Raw genomic sequence first — 21,002 nt, 5'->3', positions numbered from 1 at the left:
CCTTCCAAATTATAAAGATGGAACGGATGGTGTCCACACTTTTTTATGTTCTACTTCTTCCGCACAACTCTCTACGTCTTCCGTTTCTAAATCGAAAATCTTCGCAAATAACGCTAATTTTTCGCTCGCTCCCTCTTCAGCAGCTATTTCTTTCGCTACTAAAATTGGGTCTTTTAATAATTGATTAATAATACTTTTCGTATGCTTACTAATGACTTTTTTCTCACGATCACTAAGGTTTGGTATTTTTCGCTCTAGGCTTACCATCGTTTCACTTTGGATTGCAAGTGCCTTATCACGAAGAGCTGATATTAATGGAACAACACCAAGTGTACTTAACCACGTTTTAAATAGAACAATTTCCTCTTCAATCATAAATTGAATTTTCTCTGCTTCTTTCAAACGCTCAGCACGGTTTGCCTCCACTACTCCTTGTAAATCATCAATATCATACAAGAAAGAACCTTCTAGCTCATCAATCGCTGGATCAATATCACGTGGCACTGCAATGTCAACCATAAACAAAGGGCGACCAGAGCGCATTTTCTCTACCTTCGTCATCATCTCTTTCGTAATGACATACTCCGATGCACCAGTTGAACTAATTAAAATATCTGCTTCTAATAATGCACATTGTAATTCGCTTAACGATTTTGCATGTCCCATATATTTCTCAGCCATTACTTCTGCTTTCGAAAGCGTCCTATTCATAACTGTTACTTTACGAGCACCACTTCCATATAAGTTTTGCAGTGCAAGTTCGCCCATTTTACCAGCACCAAGAATAAGCACATGACAATCTGTTAACTCGCCAAATATTTTCTTTCCAAGCTCAACAGCAGCATAACTAACAGACATCGCACTTTCCCCGATTGTTGTTTCTGAGTGGGCACGTTTTGCTAATGTAATGACTTGCTTAAACAATTCATTAAAAATTGTGCCTGTTGCTTTAACTTGTTGCGCTTCTAAAAAGCTATCTTTTATTTGACCTAAAATCTGCGTTTCTCCGACTACCATAGAATCTAAACCGCACGTTACGCGGAATAAATGATCTATTGCACCATCTTGTTCAAAAATAGTTAAATATGGCGCGACTTCTTCTATTTCAAGCTGAAACCAATCAGCTAAAAACTTCTTAATATAATACCGTCCCGTGTGTAATTGATCGACAACAGCATAAATCTCAGTGCGATTACAAGTTGATACAATGACATTCTCTAACACGCTCTTTTGATTTTGTAATGTAGTCATCGCTCGCTCTAGTTCTGCTGCCTGAAATGTGAGTTTCTCACGAAATTCTACAGGGGCTGTTCGATAATTTACACTAACAACAAGAATATGCACGCAGCATGTCCCCCTTCACCCGTTTTATCACTTTATCTACTATCATAATACAACTTTCCTCTTATGAATCTGACAATCGTGTGAACAACCGATTATTTTTTAATTATTCTCCGTATGTAATAAAGGAGATTCAGTAACACTAATAAAAAAAACTTCTACTTTATAATGATTATAAATTAATAACTCTATTTGTACGTTACCAAAAAAAGCCCTCATAATCAAGTGATGGAAACTATTCCATATAAATTATAACATCATCTTCCCTATCTTCTTTCATCATGAAGGAAAATATGTATGATTGTTCCAAAATGCAACAAAGACTTTCTCAATACAATGTATTTGACATTGTATTTCTTTTTCGTTATATTGGTTTTACAAAATTAAATTGTGCACAACTTAATTAGAAGGGAGTTATTTATGACAGAGGACTCTTTGCATCTAGATAACCAACTTTGTTTTTCTATTTACGCCTGCTCTAGAGAGGTTACTCGTTTTTATCGACCTTATTTAGAAGAAATGGGTATTACGTATCCCCAGTACATTACTTTACTCGTACTATGGGAGCAAGATGGACTAACAGTAAAAGAAATTGGAGAACGTCTATTTTTAGATTCTGGTACGTTAACACCTATGTTAAAACGCATGGAATCATTAAAACTTGTAAAACGTGTTCGTTCCAAAGAAGACGAGCGAAAAGTTTGTATTGAATTAACAGAACAAGGCAAAGATTTAAAGGAAAAGGCTTGTTCATTACCGACAACGATGGCTACAAACTTAGGAATTACAGAGCAAGAATATCGCTCTTTATTAATTCAACTAAATAAACTAATTGACACAATGAAAACAATTAATGATGGAAAAGGGGAATAAATATGGATAAATTATATACTGCTTCAGTAACAGCAACAGGTGGAAGAAATGGGAAAGTAGTTTCAGATGATGGCATATTAAATCTTGATGTAAAAATGCCGAAAGCACTAGGTGGTGCAGGCGGAGAAGCAACAAATCCAGAACAACTATTTGCAGCTGGTTATGCAGCTTGTTTCGATAGTGCATTACAACTTGTCATTCGTACAAAACGTGTGAAAGTAGAAAGTACAGAAGTAACTGCTCACGTTTCTATCGGAAAAGATACAGATGGTGGTTTCGGTCTATCTGCTGTACTTGATGTACATGTGGCTGGCGTTTCACATAGCGAAGCACAAGAACTTGTAGAAGCGGCTCACGGTGTATGTCCTTACTCGAAAGCAACACGAGGAAATATTGAAGTTACATTAAACGTACGCTAAAAAATTTAGCAAAACAAAAACGCGCGACATTCGTCACGCGTTTTTTGTTTTTGTAAATTTATGAATTGCTTTCCACGCTTCTTCTTTTCCAAGTCCTGTTTCAGAAGAGAATAGAACAATTTCATCGCCAATTTCAACAGCAAGCGTTTCTTTTACAACTTTTAAATGCTTTTGCCATTTCCCTTTCGGAATTTTATCGGCTTTCGTCGCAATAATAATTGTTGGGATTTCATAATGCTTTAAGAAATCATACATCATCACGTCATCACTTGTTGGTTGGTGACGTAAATCAACTACTAATACAGCTGCGTCTAATTGCTCACGAGTTGTAAAGTACGTTTCAATCATTTTCCCCCATGCAGCGCGCTCCGATTTAGATACTTTTGCATATCCATAACCTGGAACGTCAACAAAGTGCATCATCTCATTGATTAAGAAAAAGTTCAGCGTTTGCGTTTTTCCTGGTTTAGAAGAAATACGCACTAACTTTTTACGATTTAAAATTTTATTAATAAAGGAAGACTTCCCCACATTTGAACGACCTGCTAATGCAATTTCTGGTAAATCACTGTCTGGATATTGTTCGGGTTTAACAGCACTAATTACAATATCTGCTTTTGTTACTTTCATTGTTTCACTCCTACTAATGCGTGCTCCAATACTTCATCTAAATGAGATGCAAGCACAAACGTAAGGTTTTCTTTTACGCTCTCTGGAATATCATCTAAATCTTTCTCGTTTTCTGCTGGCAAAATAATTTTTGTTAAGCCTGCGCGGTGAGCACTTAATGTTTTTTCTTTTAAACCACCAATTGGTAATACACGACCACGAAGTGTAATTTCACCTGTCATACCCACTTCTTTACTTACAGGAATACCTGTTAGCGCAGAAATAAGTGCCGTTGCCATCGTAATACCTGCTGACGGTCCGTCTTTTGGAACTGCTCCTTCTGGAACGTGAATATGAATATCATTTTTCTCATGGAAATTCGGATCGATCTGAAGCTCTTCTGCACGAGAACGTATATAACTAAACGCAGCTTGTGCTGATTCTTTCATAACATCCCCAAGTTTCCCTGTTAAAATTAGTTTCCCTTTTCCTGGCGCTACAGAAACTTCAATGGCAAGTGTATCGCCGCCTGCTGCTGTGTAAGCTAGACCTGTTGCCATACCAACTTGGTCTGTTTTTTCAGCTTGCCCATAACGGAATATGTGTTTACCAAGTAAATCAACAATCTTTTTCTCTGTCACAACGATACGTTTACGTTCTGCTGTAACGATAATCTTCGCTACTTTACGGCAAACTTTTGCAATTTGGCGCTCTAGCGTACGAACACCAGCCTCACGTGTATAATAACGAATAATCTCAAGCAGCGCTTCATCACGCACTTGTAAATTACCTTTTCGTAAGCCATGTTCTTTTAATTGTTTCGGCAATAAATGCTCACGAGCAATGTGTACTTTTTCAAGTTCTGTATAGCCAGCAATCGAAATGATTTCCATGCGGTCAAGTAATGGACCTGGAATACTTGAAAGTGTATTAGCAGTTGCTACAAACATAACTTTTGATAGATCATATGGTTCTTCAATGTAATGATCACTGAAGTTATGGTTTTGTTCTGGATCTAATACTTCAAGTAATGCCGCTGATGGATCTCCACGGAAATCGTTAGACATTTTATCAATCTCATCTAATAAGAAGACTGGATTAACTGTTTTCGCCTTTTTCATACCTTGAATAATGCGTCCTGGCATTGCTCCAACATATGTACGACGGTGACCACGAATTTCAGATTCATCACGCACACCACCAAGAGATACACGGACGAAGTTACGATTCAATGATGTTGCAATTGAACGCGCTAATGAAGTTTTGCCGACCCCAGGAGGGCCTACTAAACAAAGGATAGGTCCTTTTAATGAATTCGTTAACTTCTGTACAGCTAAATATTCAAGTACACGCTCTTTCACTTTTTCAAGACCGTAATGATCGTTATTTAAAATCTCTTCCGAATGAGCAAGATCAATTATATCTTCTGTTGCCTCTGTCCACGGAAGCGCTAATAACCAATCAATATAATTGCGAATAACACCACTCTCCGCAGAACTTGCTGGTAACTTTTCATAACGATCTAATTCTTTCAGGGCAGCCTTCATTGTTTCTTCCGGCATTCCTGACTGTTCAATTTTCTCACGAAGTTCTTCTACTTCTCCGCCCTTGCCTTCTTTGTCGCCAAGTTCAGTTTGAATCGCCTTCATTTGCTCACGTAAGAAATATTCTTTTTGCGTGCGCTCCATGGAACGTTTCACTTTTTGCCCAATTTTCTTTTCTAGGCTAAGTAACTCTTGTTCATCTTGAATAATTGAAATAAGTGTTTGTAATCGTTCTTTTACAGATACAATCTCTAAAATCTCTTGTTTCTGCTTCGTTTTAATCGGCAAGTGAGAAGCAATTAAATCAGCTAATCTCCCTGGTTCTTCCACATCAGCTACCGTTGCAAAAGTTTCATTTGAAACTTTTTTCGAAACTTTAATATATTGTTCGAAATGCTCCAGTAACGTACGCATAAAAGCTTTCTCTTCTAAATCATCTTCTACTTCTTCAGTTACCGTTTTAATAGACACTTGTACTACATTTTCTTCTTCGATAAACTCTATTACTTCTGCTCTATGTAAACCTTCCACAAGGACACGAAGCGTACCGTTCGGCAATTTTAACATTTGCTTCACTTTCGCCACTGTACCTACACTATATATGTCATCTTCTTTCGGATCATCGATATTCATTTCTTTTTGCATTGCTAAAAAGATGATATTTTCATCCATTGCCGCCTGCTCTAGTGCTTGTATCGATTTATCACGTCCTACATCAAGATGCAAAACCATCGTTGGATATACGAGAACGCCTCTTAATGGTAGGAGGGGCACGATTCTTTCGTTCGTATTCATACTAGACATAGCACCTCCATAATAAATTAAACTCCTGTTCAACTATTTTATATTACAATACACCTAGATGCAATTGCTGAGATTCCGCGCAATTGTAAATAGCTTGTTTTTCTACCTCACGAAAAGAAAAAGACTCCGATTAAGCATACAAACTTAAACGAAGTCTGGCAAATTTTATTATTGTTTATTTTTACATAGATTGTGCATCTGTTTCGTCTACGTTAGTATGTACATCTAGCTCTCTATGCATATTTCCTTGCATAAACGTTAACTCAAATACTTCTTTTAACTTACGGACAGGAATAATTTCAATTCCCTTGATCGTATACAAAAATGGTTGCATATTTTCAGCAGGAATAATGACTTTCTTAGCTCCCGCTTTTTTCGCAGCTTTTATTTTTGCGTATACACCACCAATAGGCTTTACTTCTCCGTGTATACTTATTTCACCTGTCATCGCTACTTCATTATTTACATACGTGCGATGCACCGCAGAATATACACCTGTTGCCATAGCGATTCCTGCAGAAGGGCCATCAATTGGGATACCCCCTGGAAAATTAATATGTATATCGTATCCTTCTGGCAACACATCTAAAGAACGAAGTACTGTTAATACATTATCAACAGAGCCTTTCGCCATACTTTTACGACGAATAGATTTCGTTTGACTACCAATACTTTCTTCTTCCACAATTCCGGTAACATTTACCGATCCTTTATCTTTCGCCGGAATTGCTGTTACTTCAATTTCTAATAACGCACCTGTATTTGGTCCGTATACAGCAAGACCATTTACAAGACCAATCCTTGGAATCGGATAAATGCGCTTTTCATATTTCGGTGTAAGCTGACTTGAGTGAACAACCCACTCTATATCTTCATCCTTAATGAAAGAACGTTCTTCATTTATCGCCATACCCGCAGAGATTTGCACGAGATTAATCGCTTCTCGTCCATTCCTTGCATACATCCCAATCATCTCAATACCATTTTCACCTATTTGCATTTCCACTTTTTCCGCGGCATTTTTCGCTACTTTTTGAATTTCTTCCGTATCTAATTCACGGAAAAATACTTCTAAGCAACGTGACCGAATAGCAGGAGGAATTTCCTCTGGCGAACGTGTCGTTGCTCCAACTAAGCGAAAATCTGCCGGTAAGCCTTTTTGGAAAATATCATGTATATATGTTGGGATCATTGTATTTTCTTCACTATAGTACGCACTTTCTAAAAATACTTTTCGATCTTCTAACACCTTTAACATTTTGTTCATTTGAATCGGATGGAGCTCGCCAATCTCATCAATAAACAAAATACCACCATGTGCATCTGTTACAGCACCTTTTTTCGGTTGCGGAATACCTGCTTGCCCCATCGCCCCAGCACCTTGATAAATCGGATCATGCACCGAACCAATTAAAGGGTCTGCGATACCACGTTCATCAAACCGAGCTGTTGTCGCATCAAGTTCAATAAATGTTGCATTCGTACGAAATGGAGATTTAGGATTTCGTTTCGCTTCTTCTAATACAAGACGTGCTGCCGCTGTTTTCCCAACACCTGGTGGGCCATATATGATTACATGTTGCGGATTCGGACCACAAAGAGCCGCTTTTAACGACTTAATCCCGTCCTCTTGCCCTACAATATCTAAAAAGGTTGTAGGACGCACCTTTTCTGCTAGCGGCTCTGTTAAAGAAATCTCACGCATTTTACGAAGTTGTTCTAATTCTTTTTTCGATTCTCGATCAATTGAAACTTTTTGTGTTCGTTGATTTCGAAGTAAATGCCAGAAATACAATCCGACAATTACACCAAAAACAAGTTGAACAACTAAAAATATATTTGTCCAGCTCATTATTTATTTCCTCCCGCAATATTTTATCTCTTAGTATTTCCGCGGAGGAACGTAGCTAAACATAAAGAAAAACAGCAATTATAAAAATTGCTGTTTCCCTTTCGCATTATGCAGATGTTTTTGTATCAAGTACAGTACCGTCTTGTAACACCAATTTTGGCGGCTCATTATCAGCTACTGTTTCTTTTGTAAGAATACACTTCTCGATATCTTTACGAGATGGAAGTTCGAACATTACATCAAGCATTAAGCCTTCAATAATAGAACGAAGTCCACGAGCACCCGTTTTACGTTCAATTGCTTTTTTCGCAATTTCGATTAGTGCACCTTCTTCAAACTCTAACTCAACATCGTCAAGCTCCAATAGTTTTTGGAATTGCTTAACAAGTGCATTTTTCGGTTTCGTTAAAATATCAACAAGAGCATCTTCATCAAGTGGCTCTAGGTTCGCAATAACTGGAAGACGACCGATAAACTCTGGAATTAAACCAAATCTTAAAAGATCCTCTGGTAATACGTGAGATAAAACATGCTTCTCATTTACATCAGCATTTTTCTTCTCAGAACCAAATCCAATTACTTTTTCACCAAGGCGACGTTTAATAATCGGCTCAATGCCATCAAACGCTCCACCACAAATGAATAAGATGTTCGTTGTATCAATTTGAATAAACTCTTGGTGCGGATGCTTACGACCACCTTGAGGTGGAACGCTTGCTACAGTACCTTCTAAAATTTTCAGAAGTGCTTGCTGCACACCTTCACCAGATACATCACGTGTAATTGATGGATTTTCGGACTTACGTGCCACTTTATCAATCTCATCAATATAAATGATTCCTTTTTCCGCTTTCTCTACATCATAATCAGCTGCTTGAATTAATTTTAGTAAGATATTTTCTACATCTTCTCCAACATATCCAGCTTCTGTTAAAGATGTTGCGTCCGCGATTGCAAATGGAACATTTAGAATACGCGCTAACGTTTGTGCAAGTAATGTTTTACCACTACCTGTTGGCCCGATAAGTGCGATATTACTCTTCGCTAATTCTACATCATCAATTTTGCTGTTAGAATTAATGCGTTTGTAATGGTTATATACCGCTACCGCTAGTGCTTTTTTCGCGCTATCTTGCCCGATGACATACTCATCTAAGATTTCACGAATTTCTACCGGTTTCGGTACATCTTTGAATTCTACTTCTTCGTCCTTCGCAAGCTCCTCTTGTACAATTTCAGTACAAAGTTCGATACACTCGTCACAAATGTAAACACCTGGACCTGCCACTAACTTTCGAACTTGCGTTTGTGTTTTACCACAGAAAGAACATTTTAATTGCCCTTTTTCATCATTAAATTTAAACATATTTTCACACCCCTTACAAAGTGCTAACCTCTTGCCTTCGTATGTACACGATAAATGTATCGTATGTAAATACATATTATGTCACTACGTGGCGAGAAATACAAATAATATGACTAGTTATGTACAAATAAAAAATTTTTAAAACTTTTGAAATATGTATATTCGACTTGTAAAGGAACTTTTCCTTCTCCATCGAAAAGTTTTATAAATATATTTCTATATTTATAAAACAAGGCACGATTTTAATCGTGCCTTGTTATTTTATTATGCAGCGTTTTCTACTAAGAAGTCTACAGCTTTACGCACTTTAAGATCTTCAGCTAAAGCGTCTACGCTTCCAAGAGCTTGCTTGATAGCGTCTACTGGCATACCGTACATTTCAGCCATTTTTTCAACTTCTGCAGTTACTTCTTCTTCAGTAACTTCGATGTTTTCAGCTTCAATGATAGCTTCAAGAACAAGATTGATTCTTACACGTTTTTGTGCATCTTCTTTCATTTGCTCTTTTAATTTGTCAGCATCAGTACCTGTGAATTGGTAGTAAAGCTCAAGGTTCATACCTTGTTGGCTTAAACGTTGCTCGAATTCACGAACCATACGATCTAACTCAGTGTTGATCATAGCTTCTGGAATTTCGATTTCAGCGTTAGCAGCAGCTAATTCTACTACTTCGTCACGTACTTTGTGCTCAGCTTCGTGCTTTTTGCCTTCTTCTAAGTTTGTGCGAAGTTTTGCTTTTAATTCATCAAGAGTTGCAACCGCTTCGTCTGCTTCTTTAGCGAACTCGTCGTTTAACTCAGGAAGTTCTTTTGTTTTGATTTCGTGAATTGTTACTTTGAATGTTGCTGGTTTGCCAGCTAATTCAGCAGCATGGTACTCTTCTGGGAATGATACTTCAACGTCTTTAGACTCACCAGATTTAAGACCGATTACTTGCTCTTCGAAACCTGGGATGAATGTACCTGAACCGATTGCTAGAGAGTAGTTTTCGCCTTTTCCACCTTCAAATGCTTCGCCATCAACGAAACCTTCGAAGTCGATTACAGCTGTATCACCGTTTTCAACAGTTCCTTCTTCTTTAACAACTAGTTCAGCTTGACGCTCTTGTAAAGATTTTAATTCGTTCTCTACATCTTCGTCAGTTACAGTTGTTTCAACTTTTTCTACTGCTAAACCTTTGTACTCACCTAATTTAACTTCAGGTTTTACTGTAACTTTTGCAGTGAAGATAAGGTTAGCATTTTTTTCGAACTTCTCGATGTCGATTTCAGGATGATCAACTGGGAAGATACCAGCTTCTTCAATCGCTTCACCGTATGCTTTTGGTAAAATGATATCTAAAGCATCTTGGTATAAAGATTCAATACCAAAGCGTTGTTCGAATAATGGACGAGGCATTTTTCCTTTACGGAAACCTGGTACGTTAATTGTTTTTACTACTTTTTTGAACGCAGCGTCGATAGAGTTGTTTACTTCTTTAGCATCAACTTCGATTGTTAAAACGCCAACGTTACCTTCTAATTTTTCCCATTTTGTAGACATTTATTCTTTCCCTCCAACTATAATAATGTATGCACATACCTCTATAGATTAAGATCTTCATTATCTCTTTTTTGAAATAACAAATACACAAATAATCCTCTAGCAAAAGCTTTCAGATATAATGTTCCAATCTACTAATTGCCCAGAAGACAACTACGGTATATTTTGTTCGAGAATAATATGAAACATATTAAGTAAGAGAATTACACTTCTCTTCTCTTACAAACAGGCAGTTTTCTGCCTTTTGCAACCCTTACATTATAACATAGAATATGCTCGTTTCAAGAACTGAACGATTCTTTTTCATAATTATACGGGCAAATATCCTTCTCTTTCAACACGTAATAACCATTGATAGGCAATATGAAACTCTTCCAATTCGATATTGTATGCTGCCATAAGCTCTTCTTCATCAATAGCCAATCCGAAACGCTTTCTTCCAATTCTCTCTAAAACAGCTGACCAAATCTCTTCTTTATCCATTAATAGAGCGAATGGGAAAACGCTAATTTGCAATTCTTTCCAATATGTAACCATCGCTTCAAATATATCGGGATATTTTTGCTCTAATCGACTTGATAATTTATGTATAATGTTATTGGATTGCTCCTCATTATGACCTGTAAATGCTGGAATTACCTTAATCGTATTCCCAAACTTTTCTACCTCTATTTCCTCTTCTACCTGACTTTCTATCATTTTATACAAAATAGAAGTTTTCAAATAGGGGTGTTGCTCTTCGTCTATTAAAAATTTCTTTAAAACAGGTAATGCAAGATCTAAGTCTTTTAATGAAAGTCGCTGAATCGCTCTTAGCTTCTGTCCAAAGTTTTCTCCAAAAATTTCTTTAGTAAACTCATCCAACTCAAAATTTGAATCCACTAGCGATGCGTCTCCCTCATTTAGCATACCTTCTGCAAATAAAGCAAGCTGCGCTAATTTTTCCTTTTGATCAGGCATTATATCTTTCGTTTGTAAAACCTTTTCAACAGTTTCAATAACACCTTCATAATCATTTGTTTGAACTAAAATAGTCACGTACGTTTCAAGAATATCACCAAATAAGACAACTCCTGTTTTAAGCAACTGTTCACATTTGTCTTTCGCTTCTTCCATACGTTTTAATTCGAGTAAACAAATAACTGAAGCTAATTCCGTTTGTTCCGTTTCCGCATTATACTGACGTAATATTTCAAAGCAGCGCAATGCATCTTCGAACTTCCGCTCTTTCAACGCTAAAAAACCTTCATCAATATAGCGCTCTGATAGCTGCGGAAACAATACGACCGTATTTTCTTTTTTATCCATACGTCCGCCTCTTTTTCTTGATTTTAATTATGTTCAAAGTAAATATATCAAATGCGTAATGAGAACACAACATCCCCAAATTATTTGTTTGAAATATGAAAATATTTAATTTTTACATTCCAATACAAATAAATCTCTACTAAAAATTAAAATTGTACAAATAAAAATCCCCAGCAACAAACGCAGAGGATTCATCATTAATGGAAAGCTTTTATAATTGTGGGGTATATTACAAGGGTAATAATTTGGAGAACAATAATTGCCATAACAATCATGCTAAAATAGAAGATTGGTTTACTTCGCTTCATTAAAAACATAATAATAAGCATCGTACAAGCAAACAAACTTAAGAAGAACAAACTTGTTGTCGAACTAAGTATACCACTTGGGACAAAGAACAATAACACTACACTACAAGTACCTATAATTCCAAATAACCATTCCATTCATTCACTCATTCCCTTTCCCTCTCATGGCTGTTTTCTCTAAGCAATCAAATGTTTCACAACATCAACTACATACGTTAATTTCTCATACGCTACAAATCCAAAAGCAACCGTCAAGCCCGTTACAACTAATCCTTTCATCATTTCTGCCTCCTCGTTTTATCGTTGTTATCTTCATTATAAAAGATTAGCAATTTCTTACCATCGAACTACCTTACAGTTACCTTACAGAATTGTAAGATTTCAAAAAGAGATTGAAAAACACCTCATATCGCTTGAGGTGCTTTCACGGAATTTATTTATAATCACTTGCAAAATTAACTTTTTTCTCTTGGTTATTTTTCGGAGAATCCACTCTTAAACTAATAGATTTACTAAATAATTTAGGATCAAAATAATTATTCATTACTTTTCTTAACTTACCTTCAGATATTTTCGTATTACAAGAAAACAAAGGATGAAGATCATGTTAATATATTTTTGTACAATTAAGACTTTAATTTACAAGGGGGATTATATATGTTTAAAAAAATGGCCGCAGATGTATTAGGACTAAGCGATGTAGGTTCTGTTATTACACCTAAAGACTATGATAAGGTCGATGCCGATGATTATGTAATGCATGAAGATGGGGAGAAAATTTACTTTCTAATTAAATCGAAATCAGATGAATATTGCTTCACAAACAAAGGGTTAATTCACTTAGACGGTACAAGCGCAACAAGTAAAAAACGTACACTACGCCGCTTTAGCTATAGTAAATATCAAATTAAAAACGTAGCGCTTGAAACTGCGGGAACGATTGATTTAGATGTAGAAATTAAGTTCCAAATGGGCGATGAACACTATTCAATTGATGTCCATAAAAAACATATTGAAGAATTAAAAGATTTATATAAAGCTTTACTTAAAATAGAAGAAATCTCATACGACAACGATATTACATTGCAGTATGCACATAAAAGTTTAGATATGGCATCTAACGCTTTCAGCCGTATTTCAAACGCACAAGTAAATTTAGCAGAACAGTTTAAAGAAATAAACGAAATCGCTTTTAACTGGCTCGTTGATACGAAGAAACAATATAATGTGAAAGATTATGGTTTTGTCTTTGACAAGTTTATTAACAACTAATTTAAAACAAACAAAAAACCTTGTTATCAAAAGATAACAAGGTTTTCTTAGCGTCCCAGGAGAGATTCGAACTCCCACTCCGCCCATTTCCGTACTATTTTATATATTTTGATCGCAGTCTTAATATATCTTCTCCTTCGCGAATGCCTGCCGATCCTTTCCTCACATTTTTTACGACAGTCCAATTCGGGTTAGTTTCATCACCGATGTTCTGTACTGTAAAATTGCCATCACCATATTTCCGGTGACCTTCCGCCAATTTCTCCGTTAAATCATTCTCATTTGATCTCGCCATCTTTGCGCCATCTCCCTTTTTTATACGACCTTCTTAAACCATCTAACCAATCACAGGTCCAGTCAATTGGAGATTCTCGTTTTCCGCTTCTATTAATTGTAACACACTACCGGGAATAAGTTCCGATAACTGCTGCTGAATTGTACTAGAATGGTAAAGAGTTTTATAATATTGTAAGTAAACAATTAAGAGAATCTGGATATGGATTTGAGTTCCATCATAAACCTATTGATTCTTTAAATTAAATAAGAGGAATAGGGCGCATAAATGGCGCTCTTTTTATTTAAGAAAAAGAAGTACATATGCAACTACTTAATATCAAAGGAAAGGTCGCAAATATCAAGAATGAACTACACCTATAACCCAAACATCAAATTTTAGACAAACAAAAAACCTTGTTATCAAAAGATAACAAGGTTTTTTTAGCGTCCCAGGAGAGATTCGAACTCCCGACCGTACGCTTAGAAGGCGTATGCTCTATCCGGCTGAGCTACTGGGACATGGAGCGGGTGAAGAGAATCGAACTCTCGACCAGAGCTTGGAAGGCTCTTGTTTTACCACTAAACTACACCCGCATATGTTATTTTCTTTTCTTCGTTAGCGCCGTTGCCCTATCGACAATATTTATTATATGTATAACCACACATAAAGTCAACACCTTTTTTAAAAGAGGATAAATTTTCTTATCCTCTTTTAAAAACTGCTTGTTCAACTAGTTGTCCGTCTAACATTTCAAAACGAACTTCCATTTGATTTTCATCCATTTCTAATAAAGCAAATGTCTTTTCTACACGCTGACGTGGTAATAAAATACTGCCTGGATTAATAAATAAAACGCCCTCGATTAATTCCGCACCTAATACGTGAGAATGTCCAAAGCATGCAACTTGCGCTCCCACTTCTTCAGCATGGTACGCTAGCGTTTGTAATGTCATTTTCACATTATGGCGATGTCCATGCACAACTAAGAAGCGAATTCCATCTACATCAGTTACAATTTCATCTTGAAAGTTAGCATAATCACAGTTTCCTTTTACAACACGGAAACCTTGCAGTTCTTCATGAGCAGGCGTTAGCTCTGAATCACCGCAATGAATCATGATATCTACTTTCCCTTCATATTTCTCTTTCAACTGCTGTAATTCCTTCACAGAGCTATGACTATCACTTACGATTAAAGCTTTCATCATTCTCTCTCCCTTATTCTCCTAAAAACCATTCCGGGATTTTTTCTTCTAATTTACGAAGAGCACGGCCACGATGGCTAATAGCATTTTTCTCATCTGAACTTAGTTCCGCCATCGCTTTTTTATATTCTTCCACATAAAAAATCGGATCATATCCAAAGCCGTTTTCCCCGCGGCGTTGTTCTAAAATAAATCCTTCACATGTCCCGTTTACAATGACAGGCTTTTTATCACCTTCAGGGAAAGCAACTGCTAATGCACAATAGAAACGAGCTTTACGCTTTTCAAACGCTACTTCATTTAATTCTTGTAACACTTTATCAATATTCGCTTGATCATCTTTCGGCTCTCCAGCAAAACGAGCTGAATACACGCCTGGTTTCCCGTTTAACGCATCTACAATAAGACCTGAATCATCCGCAATTACAATTGCATTCAACTGTCTACTCAAACTATCCGCTTTTAAGATCGCATTTTCTTCAAATGTTTCACCAGTTTCTTCGACTTCTTCAATATGAGGAAAATCGTGTAATGATTTCACTTCTAAATCAAATCGCTCAAATAACTCAGCAAATTCACGTACTTTCCCCATATTTTTTGTCGCTACAACAACTTGTTTCATTTTTTTCACCTCTACTCTATATGAGATACGATGTCACCTAACGCTTCTTTTTGCATATCAATCAGTTGGAAAATGCCTTGTTCTGCTGCATCAAGTAGTTCATTTAACTGCGCTCTACTAAACGTCGCTTCTTCTCCAGTTCCTTGCACTTCAACAAACTGGCCTTTTCCAGTCATAATCACGTTCATATCAACGTCTGCTTTAGAATCTTCTGCATAGTTTAAATCTAAAACAACACCTTGTTCTTCAACAATCCCTACTGACGTTGCTGCTAAATAATCTTTTACTGGAATTTTAGATACTTTTTCTGCTTGTAATAACTTCTCAAACGCTAATACCATCGCTACATATGCACCTGTAATAGAAGCTGTTCTCGTTCCACCATCCGCTTGAATAACATCACAATCAATCCAAACCGTTCTCTCGCCAAGCGCTTCTAAGTCAACTACCGCACGTAATGCTCGTCCAATTAAGCGCTGGATTTCCATTGTACGTCCTGTTACTTTCCCTTTACTTGACTCCCTAATTGTACGTTGTTCTGTCGCACGTGGAATCATCGCATATTCAGCTGTTACCCAGCCCTTTCCTTCTCCACGCATAAATGGCGGGACACGCTCTTCAATTGTCGCTGAGCAAATCACCTTTGTATCCCCAACCTCAATTAATACTGATCCTTCTGGATGTTTTAAATAATTCGTATGAATATGTATATGGCGTAATTCTGTTTTCTCTCTACCATCTACTCGCATAAAAATAACCTCCTCATAACTACTTGTTAGTATAGCCAAATTTAAATGTATGATATGTATACAATAAAAGAAGAGGAACCCAAAAAGCAATTCCTCTTTCTTACTTAAGTATATCAAATTATTGACGATTAAAAACTACCTGTATTCACGTTTTCTGGACGATCTACAGGTTTTATTAACTTTCCGCCCTTTTCATCTATAAGATTTGCTTTTCCATTTACTTCAATAGAAATATTTTTCACACCTTTCTTTTCTGTTAAAGATAAAACTAACGACTTCAATACGTAATTTGAAATCATATTTTTATCTGGGTTTACAAATATATTTTCATTAAAGTTTAATGTAAGGTTTCCGTCTTGTAATTTCGGATTCGTAATAAGCTTAACGCCTGGATTAAAATCATTCAGGAGCGATTGATGGATCGGACCTTTTACAAGTTCATCTATAATTGCTGCATAGTCATTTTCTTTACCTTCTGCAACGCGGCGTGTGACTGGTACGTAGTATTGCTGTTTATTATTATTTTGCGCCATAAAATACAGTGTGACTGGTTTTGTATTTGTTACATCTGCTACTTGTTCATCATCGAAGTTAATACCATTTGCACGGCTCACTCCTTCACCAAGCGGTGTACCACCAACCGGCATCTTTGCCAATTTCTCACCATTTATTTGGAACTGCACTTGTTTTATCTCTGTAAATTGCGTCAACGTCCAAGCTATAGATTCAACGATTTGACGCTCTTCTTCTTTCGCATAGTTTTTCATTTCTTTAGAGAAATCAATAACTGCCGTTCCGTCCTTTTTCAAATCTAAGGTCATCGTTGTATTCGCCGGAATGACTGCACGAAACCCATTCGGTAATAAATTCGTTACCGGTCCATCTTTCACAAGGTATTCTAACGTTTGCTTCACAGTCTCATTTGCTTTCGGAGTAGGTATAGCTAACGTTTGTGGTACAACATAACCATTTTTATCAACAAGGTATAGTTCTCTATTTACCATTTGCCCTTGCTTATCTTTTTTAGCTACTTCTTTCTTCCCACCCTCTGTATACGTAACTTGTTTTGGCGGATCAATTTGTTCAGTTGCTTTCTCTTGATTTATAAAGCCACACCCTGTTAGTAAAACAGCGCTCACAGTAGCACCAACAACCCATTTAAAAGTGGATTTAGGCATGCCATTCCCCCCTAAAATCTAAGTTTGTACTATTATGTATACGAGCTGTTTCACGTTTTAGAACAAGCTGTGCCTCTTATAAATTGAAACTTTAATCAGCAGGGGTCTTACTACCCAGCAAATAGCAAGATAAAACAAAAACTCCTGATTTCTCAGGAGCTCACTTATATAAATTCTACTATTATTCTTTTTCTAAATGAATATGCTTCACATTTTCAATCGGTTGACCGAACCATTTGGATGCAATTTCTTTAAACAAGCCTATTTTTCCTGTTGTTAAGAAGAGATGATCGCTTTGTTCTTCTCCTTCATTCAACATTTTACTATGGTATAAGATTGTACTGACTTCACGTGCTGTTTCATCACCAGAACTAATTAGTTGCACTTTATCTCCCATTACTTTTTTAATAACAGGTCCTAAAATCGGATAATGTGTACACCCTAATATAAGTGTATCAATATCGGTACTTTTCAGTGGTTGCAGCGTTTCTCTTACAACTTCATACGCCATTTCACTTTCGAAATTCCCACTCTCTACAAGTTCAACGAAAGGTGGACAAGCTAAACTTTCTACCATAACACGGTTATTAATAGACTTTAACGCCTCTTCGTATGCACCACTTTTCACCGTTCCAATCGTTCCAATAATCCCAACGTGATACGTGTTTGTCACTTTTAAAGCTGTACGTGATCCTGGGTGAATAACTCCTACTACTGGAATTGGTAATTGTTTTTGCATCTCTTCTAATACAACTGCAGTTGCTGTATTACACGCAATAACTAACATTTTAATATTTAAATCTAGTAAATGCTCCGTCATTTCCCACGTAAATTGACGTACTTCTTCTCGAGAACGTGGACCATAAGGACAACGTGCTGTATCTCCTAAATATATGATACGCTCTTTCGGCAACTGACGAATTAATTCCTTCGCTACTGTTAAACCGCCAACTCCTGAATCGATAACACCGATTGCTCTATTCAACTTCATCACCCGTTTTCTCATTCATCATCTTTTATGTTTATCATTATATTTTACACACTTTAAGTTCGCTCACTTCAAATGCTTCTGTATGAAAATTTTCATTTGCCCATGTATAGACTAGGACCTTTTTTATTTTGCTCCTTTTTTTCGTAATTTGCAAGATAGAAAAATAACCGACCTTCTATAAGAAAGTCGGTTTCTTCTATATAAAGTGCATATTCATTGCTCCATCTTTTTTTGAAAAGAAGACATTCCCATTAATAAGAAGAAATGAGCAGAAATTAAAATGACGATAATTTATTTACAGCCCTTTTTATAGCCTTACCTATTTCCACGCTAGACTGTGGATTTTGTCCTGTAATTAAATGACCATCTACTACTACATGCGGCGTAAAATTGGGGGCTACATAAAACAAAGCTCCTTCTTCTTTCAACTTACTTTCTAGCAAAAACGGAACGCGCTTTTCTAAATGTACAGCTCTTTCTTCATCGTTTGTATAACCTGTTATACGCTTACCCGCAACAAAAAACGAGCCATCCTGATTTTTCACACCGACTAAGGAGCTTACTCCGTGACAAACAGCCGCTACAATCCGGTTATTGTTATACATATTCTCAATCAAATTTACTACATATGGATTACCTGGAAAATCTACAATCGCCCCGTGCCCACCACCAAATAAAACCGCATCATAATCCGAAAAATGAACATTTGAAATCGGCCTCGTATTTTGCAATAAAGAAGCTACATGCTTGAATTCGCGAGGTATACCATTCGGAATAGACACTCTATCTATAGGTACTCTCCCACCTTTTATTGACACAATATCAACTTCAAACTTAGCCTTTTTAAATACATGATAAGGAGCTGCGAGCTCTTCCAGCCACAAACCAGTCGGGTGTCCATTCATATCATGAGCACTTGTTGAAACTAACAGTATCCTTTTCAACATATCCCCTCCTTATTACCTATTTATGTATGGAGTGTTCTTATCATTCATATAGCAAGTGAAGCAAACAAAAAATAGCCGACTTTTATATAAAAGTCGGCTGCTTTCTTATAATTCGAGCTCTCCCATACGAAGAAGCTCCACAACTGCTTGTGAACGTCCTTTAACCCCTAGCTTTTGCATTGCGTTTGAGATATGGTTGCGAACTGTCTTTTCACTTATAAAAAGTTCACCTGCAATTTCCTTCGTTGTTTTATCTTGAACCAGCAATTCAAATACTTCTCTCTCTCTCTTTGTGAGTAAAGGTTTAGATTGATACGCTTTTTCCTTCAACTGGTATAACCCTCCTTGCTTAAGCCAGAGCTGTGTATGTGTAAGTTGGGTGTTTATTTAGTCAAGATATTGTATGAACGAAATGTGCAGGTGGTGAATGAAAATGGGCTTTATTTCCTATGTTATTTTAGACTTTTATACAGTGCGTACACTCTTTTTATCCACTTACTTTCCAACGCGCCATATTTGTTCTAGCAATATACTTACAACCGTACCTACAAATAAACCATTACCGAATATATATTGCATAACAGACGGCAAGGATTGGAGTGCTCCAGACGGTAAAAACATAACGCCGCTGCCAAATAATACTGCAACGCCTAAAATCGTTACATTCCTTTCACTCATCGGCACTTGTTTTATATTATTAAATCCAATTCCAATTAACTGTACGAACGAAGCCATTAAAACAGCCGATGCGACAGCTGATGGTAAAGATGCTAAGTAACGAATAATACTTGGAAAAAGAGACATTACGACTAGTAACGCACATGCCATTAAGAACGATCGTATATACTTTTGTTTTGTTAAACGTATAAATCCTGCCGTTGCTGGTAACGGAACGACACCTACAGTTGAAAATACAGAAGAGATGAGATGTGAAATCCCCCCAACCCATGTTCCATCTTTCAACTGTTTTTGTTCAATAGTCGCTTTATGAATAGTTGCTTGATTAATTGCTATAATAGCTGCCACCGTATTCGAAACTAAAATACATACCATAACGAAACTTGATACAGCCATACCTGTATTCCATTTTGGAAGTCCCCAAGCAAATATATGTGGAAGTTGCACAAAATGAGTTACTTGAGATGGGATTGTCACTTTTCCTGCAATGAGAAAAATAATCCACCCACTAATTAATCCTATTAAAACTGCATAACTTTTGACAAAGCCTTTTCCAAAATTAGATAGTATAATAACGAACAGAAATATACTAAACGCAATCATTGCTGTAAATCCGTCGATTTGAGAAATAGTAGCTGTAATTCCTAACATTCCTTTTAAAAATACACCACTTAATTGTAAACATAATAAAAGTAAAAACGTCCCTGTCACAAGCGGCGTAAATAAAAATAAAATACGTCCTATAAAACCAGTTACTCCTAATCCTATTAAAATAACACCGGAGATTATCATTCCTAATTCTAAAATTTGCAGTGTACTATGTAATTGATCTTGTCCGGCCGTTGCATAAGCAAGTACGGTAAATACACCAACCCAAGATCCAGCCGGCCCATCCGCAATTGGCAGTCTATGCCCAAGCCATCCTTGTAAAAAAGAAGATATACCAACTACAAAAAACGTACGCTGCATTAAATAAAATATTTCTTCCGTCGTAAGATGAAATAATCCGCCAACGACAATTGGTAGTGCTATTGAATTTGCTAATAAAAATATAAACCATTGCAAAGTTCCCATAATATGATTTTGGTTATGTTGATTGTCCAATTTTTTCATCCCT

At 36.6% G+C, this 21,002-nt stretch carries 20 protein-coding genes, 2 tRNA genes and 1 pseudogene; 4 read left to right on the top strand and 19 right to left on the bottom strand.

Annotated elements, in window-relative coordinates:
- Window positions 1-9: 9 nt before the first annotated feature.
- Window positions 10-1,344 carry a glutamyl-tRNA reductase gene (hemA, locus tag AB6801_RS08090; protein WP_000547867.1) on the bottom strand — a complete coding sequence of 445 codons (1,335 nt, stop codon included), beginning with the start codon at window positions 1,342-1,344 and terminating at the stop codon, window positions 10-12.
- A 417-nt stretch (window positions 1,345-1,761) separates the two neighbouring features.
- Here hemA and AB6801_RS08085 point away from each other — a divergent pair, with 417 nt between their 5' ends.
- Both AB6801_RS08085 and AB6801_RS08080 read left to right on the top strand, forming a co-directional pair.
- Window positions 1,762-2,214 (top strand): MarR family winged helix-turn-helix transcriptional regulator, encoded by a 453-nt coding sequence (locus AB6801_RS08085; RefSeq protein WP_000133916.1) that lies wholly within the window; start codon window positions 1,762-1,764, stop codon window positions 2,212-2,214.
- Window positions 2,215-2,216: 2 nt separating this feature from the next.
- Window positions 2,217-2,633 carry an organic hydroperoxide resistance protein gene (locus tag AB6801_RS08080; protein ID WP_000359781.1) on the top strand — a complete coding sequence of 139 codons (417 nt, stop codon included), beginning with the start codon at window positions 2,217-2,219 and terminating at the stop codon, window positions 2,631-2,633.
- A gap of 33 nt (window positions 2,634-2,666) precedes the next feature.
- Here AB6801_RS08080 and ysxC read toward each other — a convergent pair whose 3' ends face one another.
- The 7 genes from ysxC to AB6801_RS08045 all read right to left on the bottom strand — a co-directional run bounded on the left by ysxC (window position 2,667) and on the right by AB6801_RS08045 (window position 12,104).
- Entirely contained in the window at window positions 2,667-3,263 is a 597-nt protein-coding gene (gene ysxC / locus AB6801_RS08075) for a ribosome biogenesis GTP-binding protein YsxC (RefSeq protein WP_000869116.1), read from the bottom strand.
- Entirely contained in the window at window positions 3,260-5,590 is a 2,331-nt protein-coding gene (gene lon, locus AB6801_RS08070; protein ID WP_000097285.1) for an endopeptidase La, read from the bottom strand. The genes ysxC and lon overlap by 4 nt, the downstream gene beginning before the upstream one ends.
- Window positions 5,591-5,771: 181 nt before the next feature.
- A complete protein-coding gene (gene lonB, locus AB6801_RS08065) occupies window positions 5,772-7,442 on the bottom strand; it encodes an ATP-dependent protease LonB (RefSeq protein WP_000119180.1) in 1,671 nt (556 codons plus the stop codon).
- Window positions 7,443-7,548: 106 nt separating this feature from the next.
- On the bottom strand, window positions 7,549-8,808 hold the full coding sequence (gene clpX / locus AB6801_RS08060) for an ATP-dependent protease ATP-binding subunit ClpX (protein ID WP_000472289.1): 1,260 nt from the start codon (window positions 8,806-8,808) through the stop codon (window positions 7,549-7,551).
- Window positions 8,809-9,072: 264 nt separating this feature from the next.
- Window positions 9,073-10,350, bottom strand: coding sequence for a trigger factor (gene tig / locus AB6801_RS08055; protein ID WP_000105215.1), 1,278 nt, complete (start codon window positions 10,348-10,350; stop codon window positions 9,073-9,075).
- A 309-nt stretch (window positions 10,351-10,659) separates the two neighbouring features.
- Window positions 10,660-11,658, bottom strand: a complete 999-nt coding sequence (locus AB6801_RS08050; protein ID WP_000358271.1) for a hypothetical protein — start codon at window positions 11,656-11,658, stop codon at window positions 10,660-10,662.
- A 197-nt stretch (window positions 11,659-11,855) separates the two neighbouring features.
- Window positions 11,856-12,104, bottom strand: a complete 249-nt coding sequence (locus AB6801_RS08045; protein WP_001983650.1) for a hypothetical protein — start codon at window positions 12,102-12,104, stop codon at window positions 11,856-11,858.
- 519 nt (window positions 12,105-12,623) lie between these two features.
- Here AB6801_RS08045 and AB6801_RS08040 point away from each other — a divergent pair.
- Window positions 12,624-13,238: a PH domain-containing protein gene (locus AB6801_RS08040; protein ID WP_000473866.1), complete on the top strand. Its 615-nt coding sequence runs from the start codon at window positions 12,624-12,626 to the stop codon at window positions 13,236-13,238.
- 94 nt (window positions 13,239-13,332) lie between these two features.
- On the opposite strand, the gene AB6801_RS08035 is transcribed toward AB6801_RS08040, so the two are convergent.
- A complete protein-coding gene (locus AB6801_RS08035) occupies window positions 13,333-13,533 on the bottom strand; it encodes a hypothetical protein (protein ID WP_000124460.1) in 201 nt (66 codons plus the stop codon).
- 152 nt (window positions 13,534-13,685) lie between these two features.
- On the opposite strand from AB6801_RS08035, the pseudogene AB6801_RS31255 reads away from it, so the two are divergent.
- Window positions 13,686-13,778, top strand: a pseudogene (locus tag AB6801_RS31255) (DUF6572 domain-containing protein); the annotation flags it as partial.
- A gap of 181 nt (window positions 13,779-13,959) precedes the next feature.
- On the opposite strand, the gene AB6801_RS08030 reads toward AB6801_RS31255, so the two are convergent.
- The 10 genes from AB6801_RS08030 to AB6801_RS07985 form a co-directional block, all read right to left on the bottom strand.
- A tRNA-Arg gene (locus AB6801_RS08030) sits at window positions 13,960-14,033 on the bottom strand.
- Window position 14,034: 1 nt separating this feature from the next.
- Window positions 14,035-14,108: transfer RNA gene (locus tag AB6801_RS08025), tRNA-Gly, on the bottom strand.
- A gap of 108 nt (window positions 14,109-14,216) precedes the next feature.
- Complete coding sequence (locus AB6801_RS08020; protein ID WP_000645504.1) at window positions 14,217-14,720, bottom strand: metallophosphoesterase; 504 nt, start codon at window positions 14,718-14,720, stop codon at window positions 14,217-14,219.
- Between the two features lie 13 nt (window positions 14,721-14,733).
- Entirely contained in the window at window positions 14,734-15,342 is a 609-nt protein-coding gene (locus AB6801_RS08015; protein ID WP_000815943.1) for an XTP/dITP diphosphatase, read from the bottom strand.
- 11 nt (window positions 15,343-15,353) lie between these two features.
- On the bottom strand, window positions 15,354-16,091 hold the full coding sequence (gene rph / locus AB6801_RS08010; protein ID WP_001261765.1) for a ribonuclease PH: 738 nt from the start codon (window positions 16,089-16,091) through the stop codon (window positions 15,354-15,356).
- Window positions 16,092-16,219: 128 nt separating this feature from the next.
- Entirely contained in the window at window positions 16,220-17,269 is a 1,050-nt protein-coding gene (gene gerM, locus AB6801_RS08005; protein ID WP_001126746.1) for a spore germination protein GerM, read from the bottom strand.
- Window positions 17,270-17,450: 181 nt separating this feature from the next.
- Window positions 17,451-18,260 (bottom strand): glutamate racemase, encoded by an 810-nt coding sequence (gene racE, locus AB6801_RS08000; RefSeq protein ID WP_000774005.1) that lies wholly within the window; start codon window positions 18,258-18,260, stop codon window positions 17,451-17,453.
- 275 nt (window positions 18,261-18,535) lie between these two features.
- Window positions 18,536-19,207 carry a type 1 glutamine amidotransferase domain-containing protein gene (locus AB6801_RS07995; protein WP_370941050.1) on the bottom strand — a complete coding sequence of 224 codons (672 nt, stop codon included), beginning with the start codon at window positions 19,205-19,207 and terminating at the stop codon, window positions 18,536-18,538.
- Between the two features lie 105 nt (window positions 19,208-19,312).
- On the bottom strand, window positions 19,313-19,537 hold the full coding sequence (gerE, locus tag AB6801_RS07990) for a spore germination transcription factor GerE (RefSeq protein WP_000659484.1): 225 nt from the start codon (window positions 19,535-19,537) through the stop codon (window positions 19,313-19,315).
- Window positions 19,538-19,702: 165 nt separating this feature from the next.
- On the bottom strand, window positions 19,703-20,998 hold the full coding sequence (locus AB6801_RS07985; protein ID WP_000732141.1) for a purine/pyrimidine permease: 1,296 nt from the start codon (window positions 20,996-20,998) through the stop codon (window positions 19,703-19,705).
- Between the last annotated feature and the right edge of the window lie 4 nt (window positions 20,999-21,002).

Source organism: Bacillus sp. RCC_6_1, assembly GCF_041360755.1.
In the GTDB taxonomy this organism is placed as follows: Bacteria; Bacillota; Bacilli; order Bacillales; family Bacillaceae_G; genus Bacillus_A; species Bacillus_A cereus.
The sequence above is the reverse complement of the archived record's forward strand: the minus strand, read 5'-3'. Positions and strand labels throughout refer to the sequence as shown.

Bases quoted from the DNA above. Each gene is read 5' to 3' on its own strand.
- AB6801_RS08085 (WP_000133916.1), top strand. From the start codon at position 1,762: ATGACAGAGGACTCTTTGCATCTAGATAACCAACTTTGTTTTTCTATT.
- AB6801_RS08080 (WP_000359781.1), top strand. From the start codon at position 2,217: ATGGATAAATTATATACTGCTTCAGTAACAGCAACAGGTGGAAGAAAT.
- ysxC (WP_000869116.1), bottom strand. From the start codon at position 3,263: ATGAAAGTAACAAAAGCAGATATTGTAATTAGTGCTGTTAAACCCGAA.
- lon (WP_000097285.1), bottom strand. From the start codon at position 5,590: ATGTCTAGTATGAATACGAACGAAAGAATCGTGCCCCTCCTACCATTA.
- lonB (WP_000119180.1), bottom strand. From the start codon at position 7,442: ATGAGCTGGACAAATATATTTTTAGTTGTTCAACTTGTTTTTGGTGTA.
- clpX (WP_000472289.1), bottom strand. From the start codon at position 8,808: ATGTTTAAATTTAATGATGAAAAAGGGCAATTAAAATGTTCTTTCTGT.
- tig (WP_000105215.1), bottom strand. From the start codon at position 10,350: ATGTCTACAAAATGGGAAAAATTAGAAGGTAACGTTGGCGTTTTAACA.
- AB6801_RS08050 (WP_000358271.1), bottom strand. From the start codon at position 11,658: ATGGATAAAAAAGAAAATACGGTCGTATTGTTTCCGCAGCTATCAGAG.
- AB6801_RS08045 (WP_001983650.1), bottom strand. From the start codon at position 12,104: ATGGAATGGTTATTTGGAATTATAGGTACTTGTAGTGTAGTGTTATTG.
- AB6801_RS08040 (WP_000473866.1), top strand. From the start codon at position 12,624: ATGTTTAAAAAAATGGCCGCAGATGTATTAGGACTAAGCGATGTAGGT.
- AB6801_RS08035 (WP_000124460.1), bottom strand. From the start codon at position 13,533: ATGGCGAGATCAAATGAGAATGATTTAACGGAGAAATTGGCGGAAGGT.
- AB6801_RS08020 (WP_000645504.1), bottom strand. From the start codon at position 14,720: ATGAAAGCTTTAATCGTAAGTGATAGTCATAGCTCTGTGAAGGAATTA.
- AB6801_RS08015 (WP_000815943.1), bottom strand. From the start codon at position 15,342: ATGAAACAAGTTGTTGTAGCGACAAAAAATATGGGGAAAGTACGTGAA.
- rph (WP_001261765.1), bottom strand. From the start codon at position 16,091: ATGCGAGTAGATGGTAGAGAGAAAACAGAATTACGCCATATACATATT.
- gerM (WP_001126746.1), bottom strand. From the start codon at position 17,269: ATGCCTAAATCCACTTTTAAATGGGTTGTTGGTGCTACTGTGAGCGCT.
- racE (WP_000774005.1), bottom strand. From the start codon at position 18,260: ATGAAGTTGAATAGAGCAATCGGTGTTATCGATTCAGGAGTTGGCGGT.
- AB6801_RS07995 (WP_370941050.1), bottom strand. From the start codon at position 19,207: ATGTTGAAAAGGATACTGTTAGTTTCAACAAGTGCTCATGATATGAAT.
- AB6801_RS07985 (WP_000732141.1), bottom strand. From the start codon at position 20,998: ATGAAAAAATTGGACAATCAACATAACCAAAATCATATTATGGGAACT.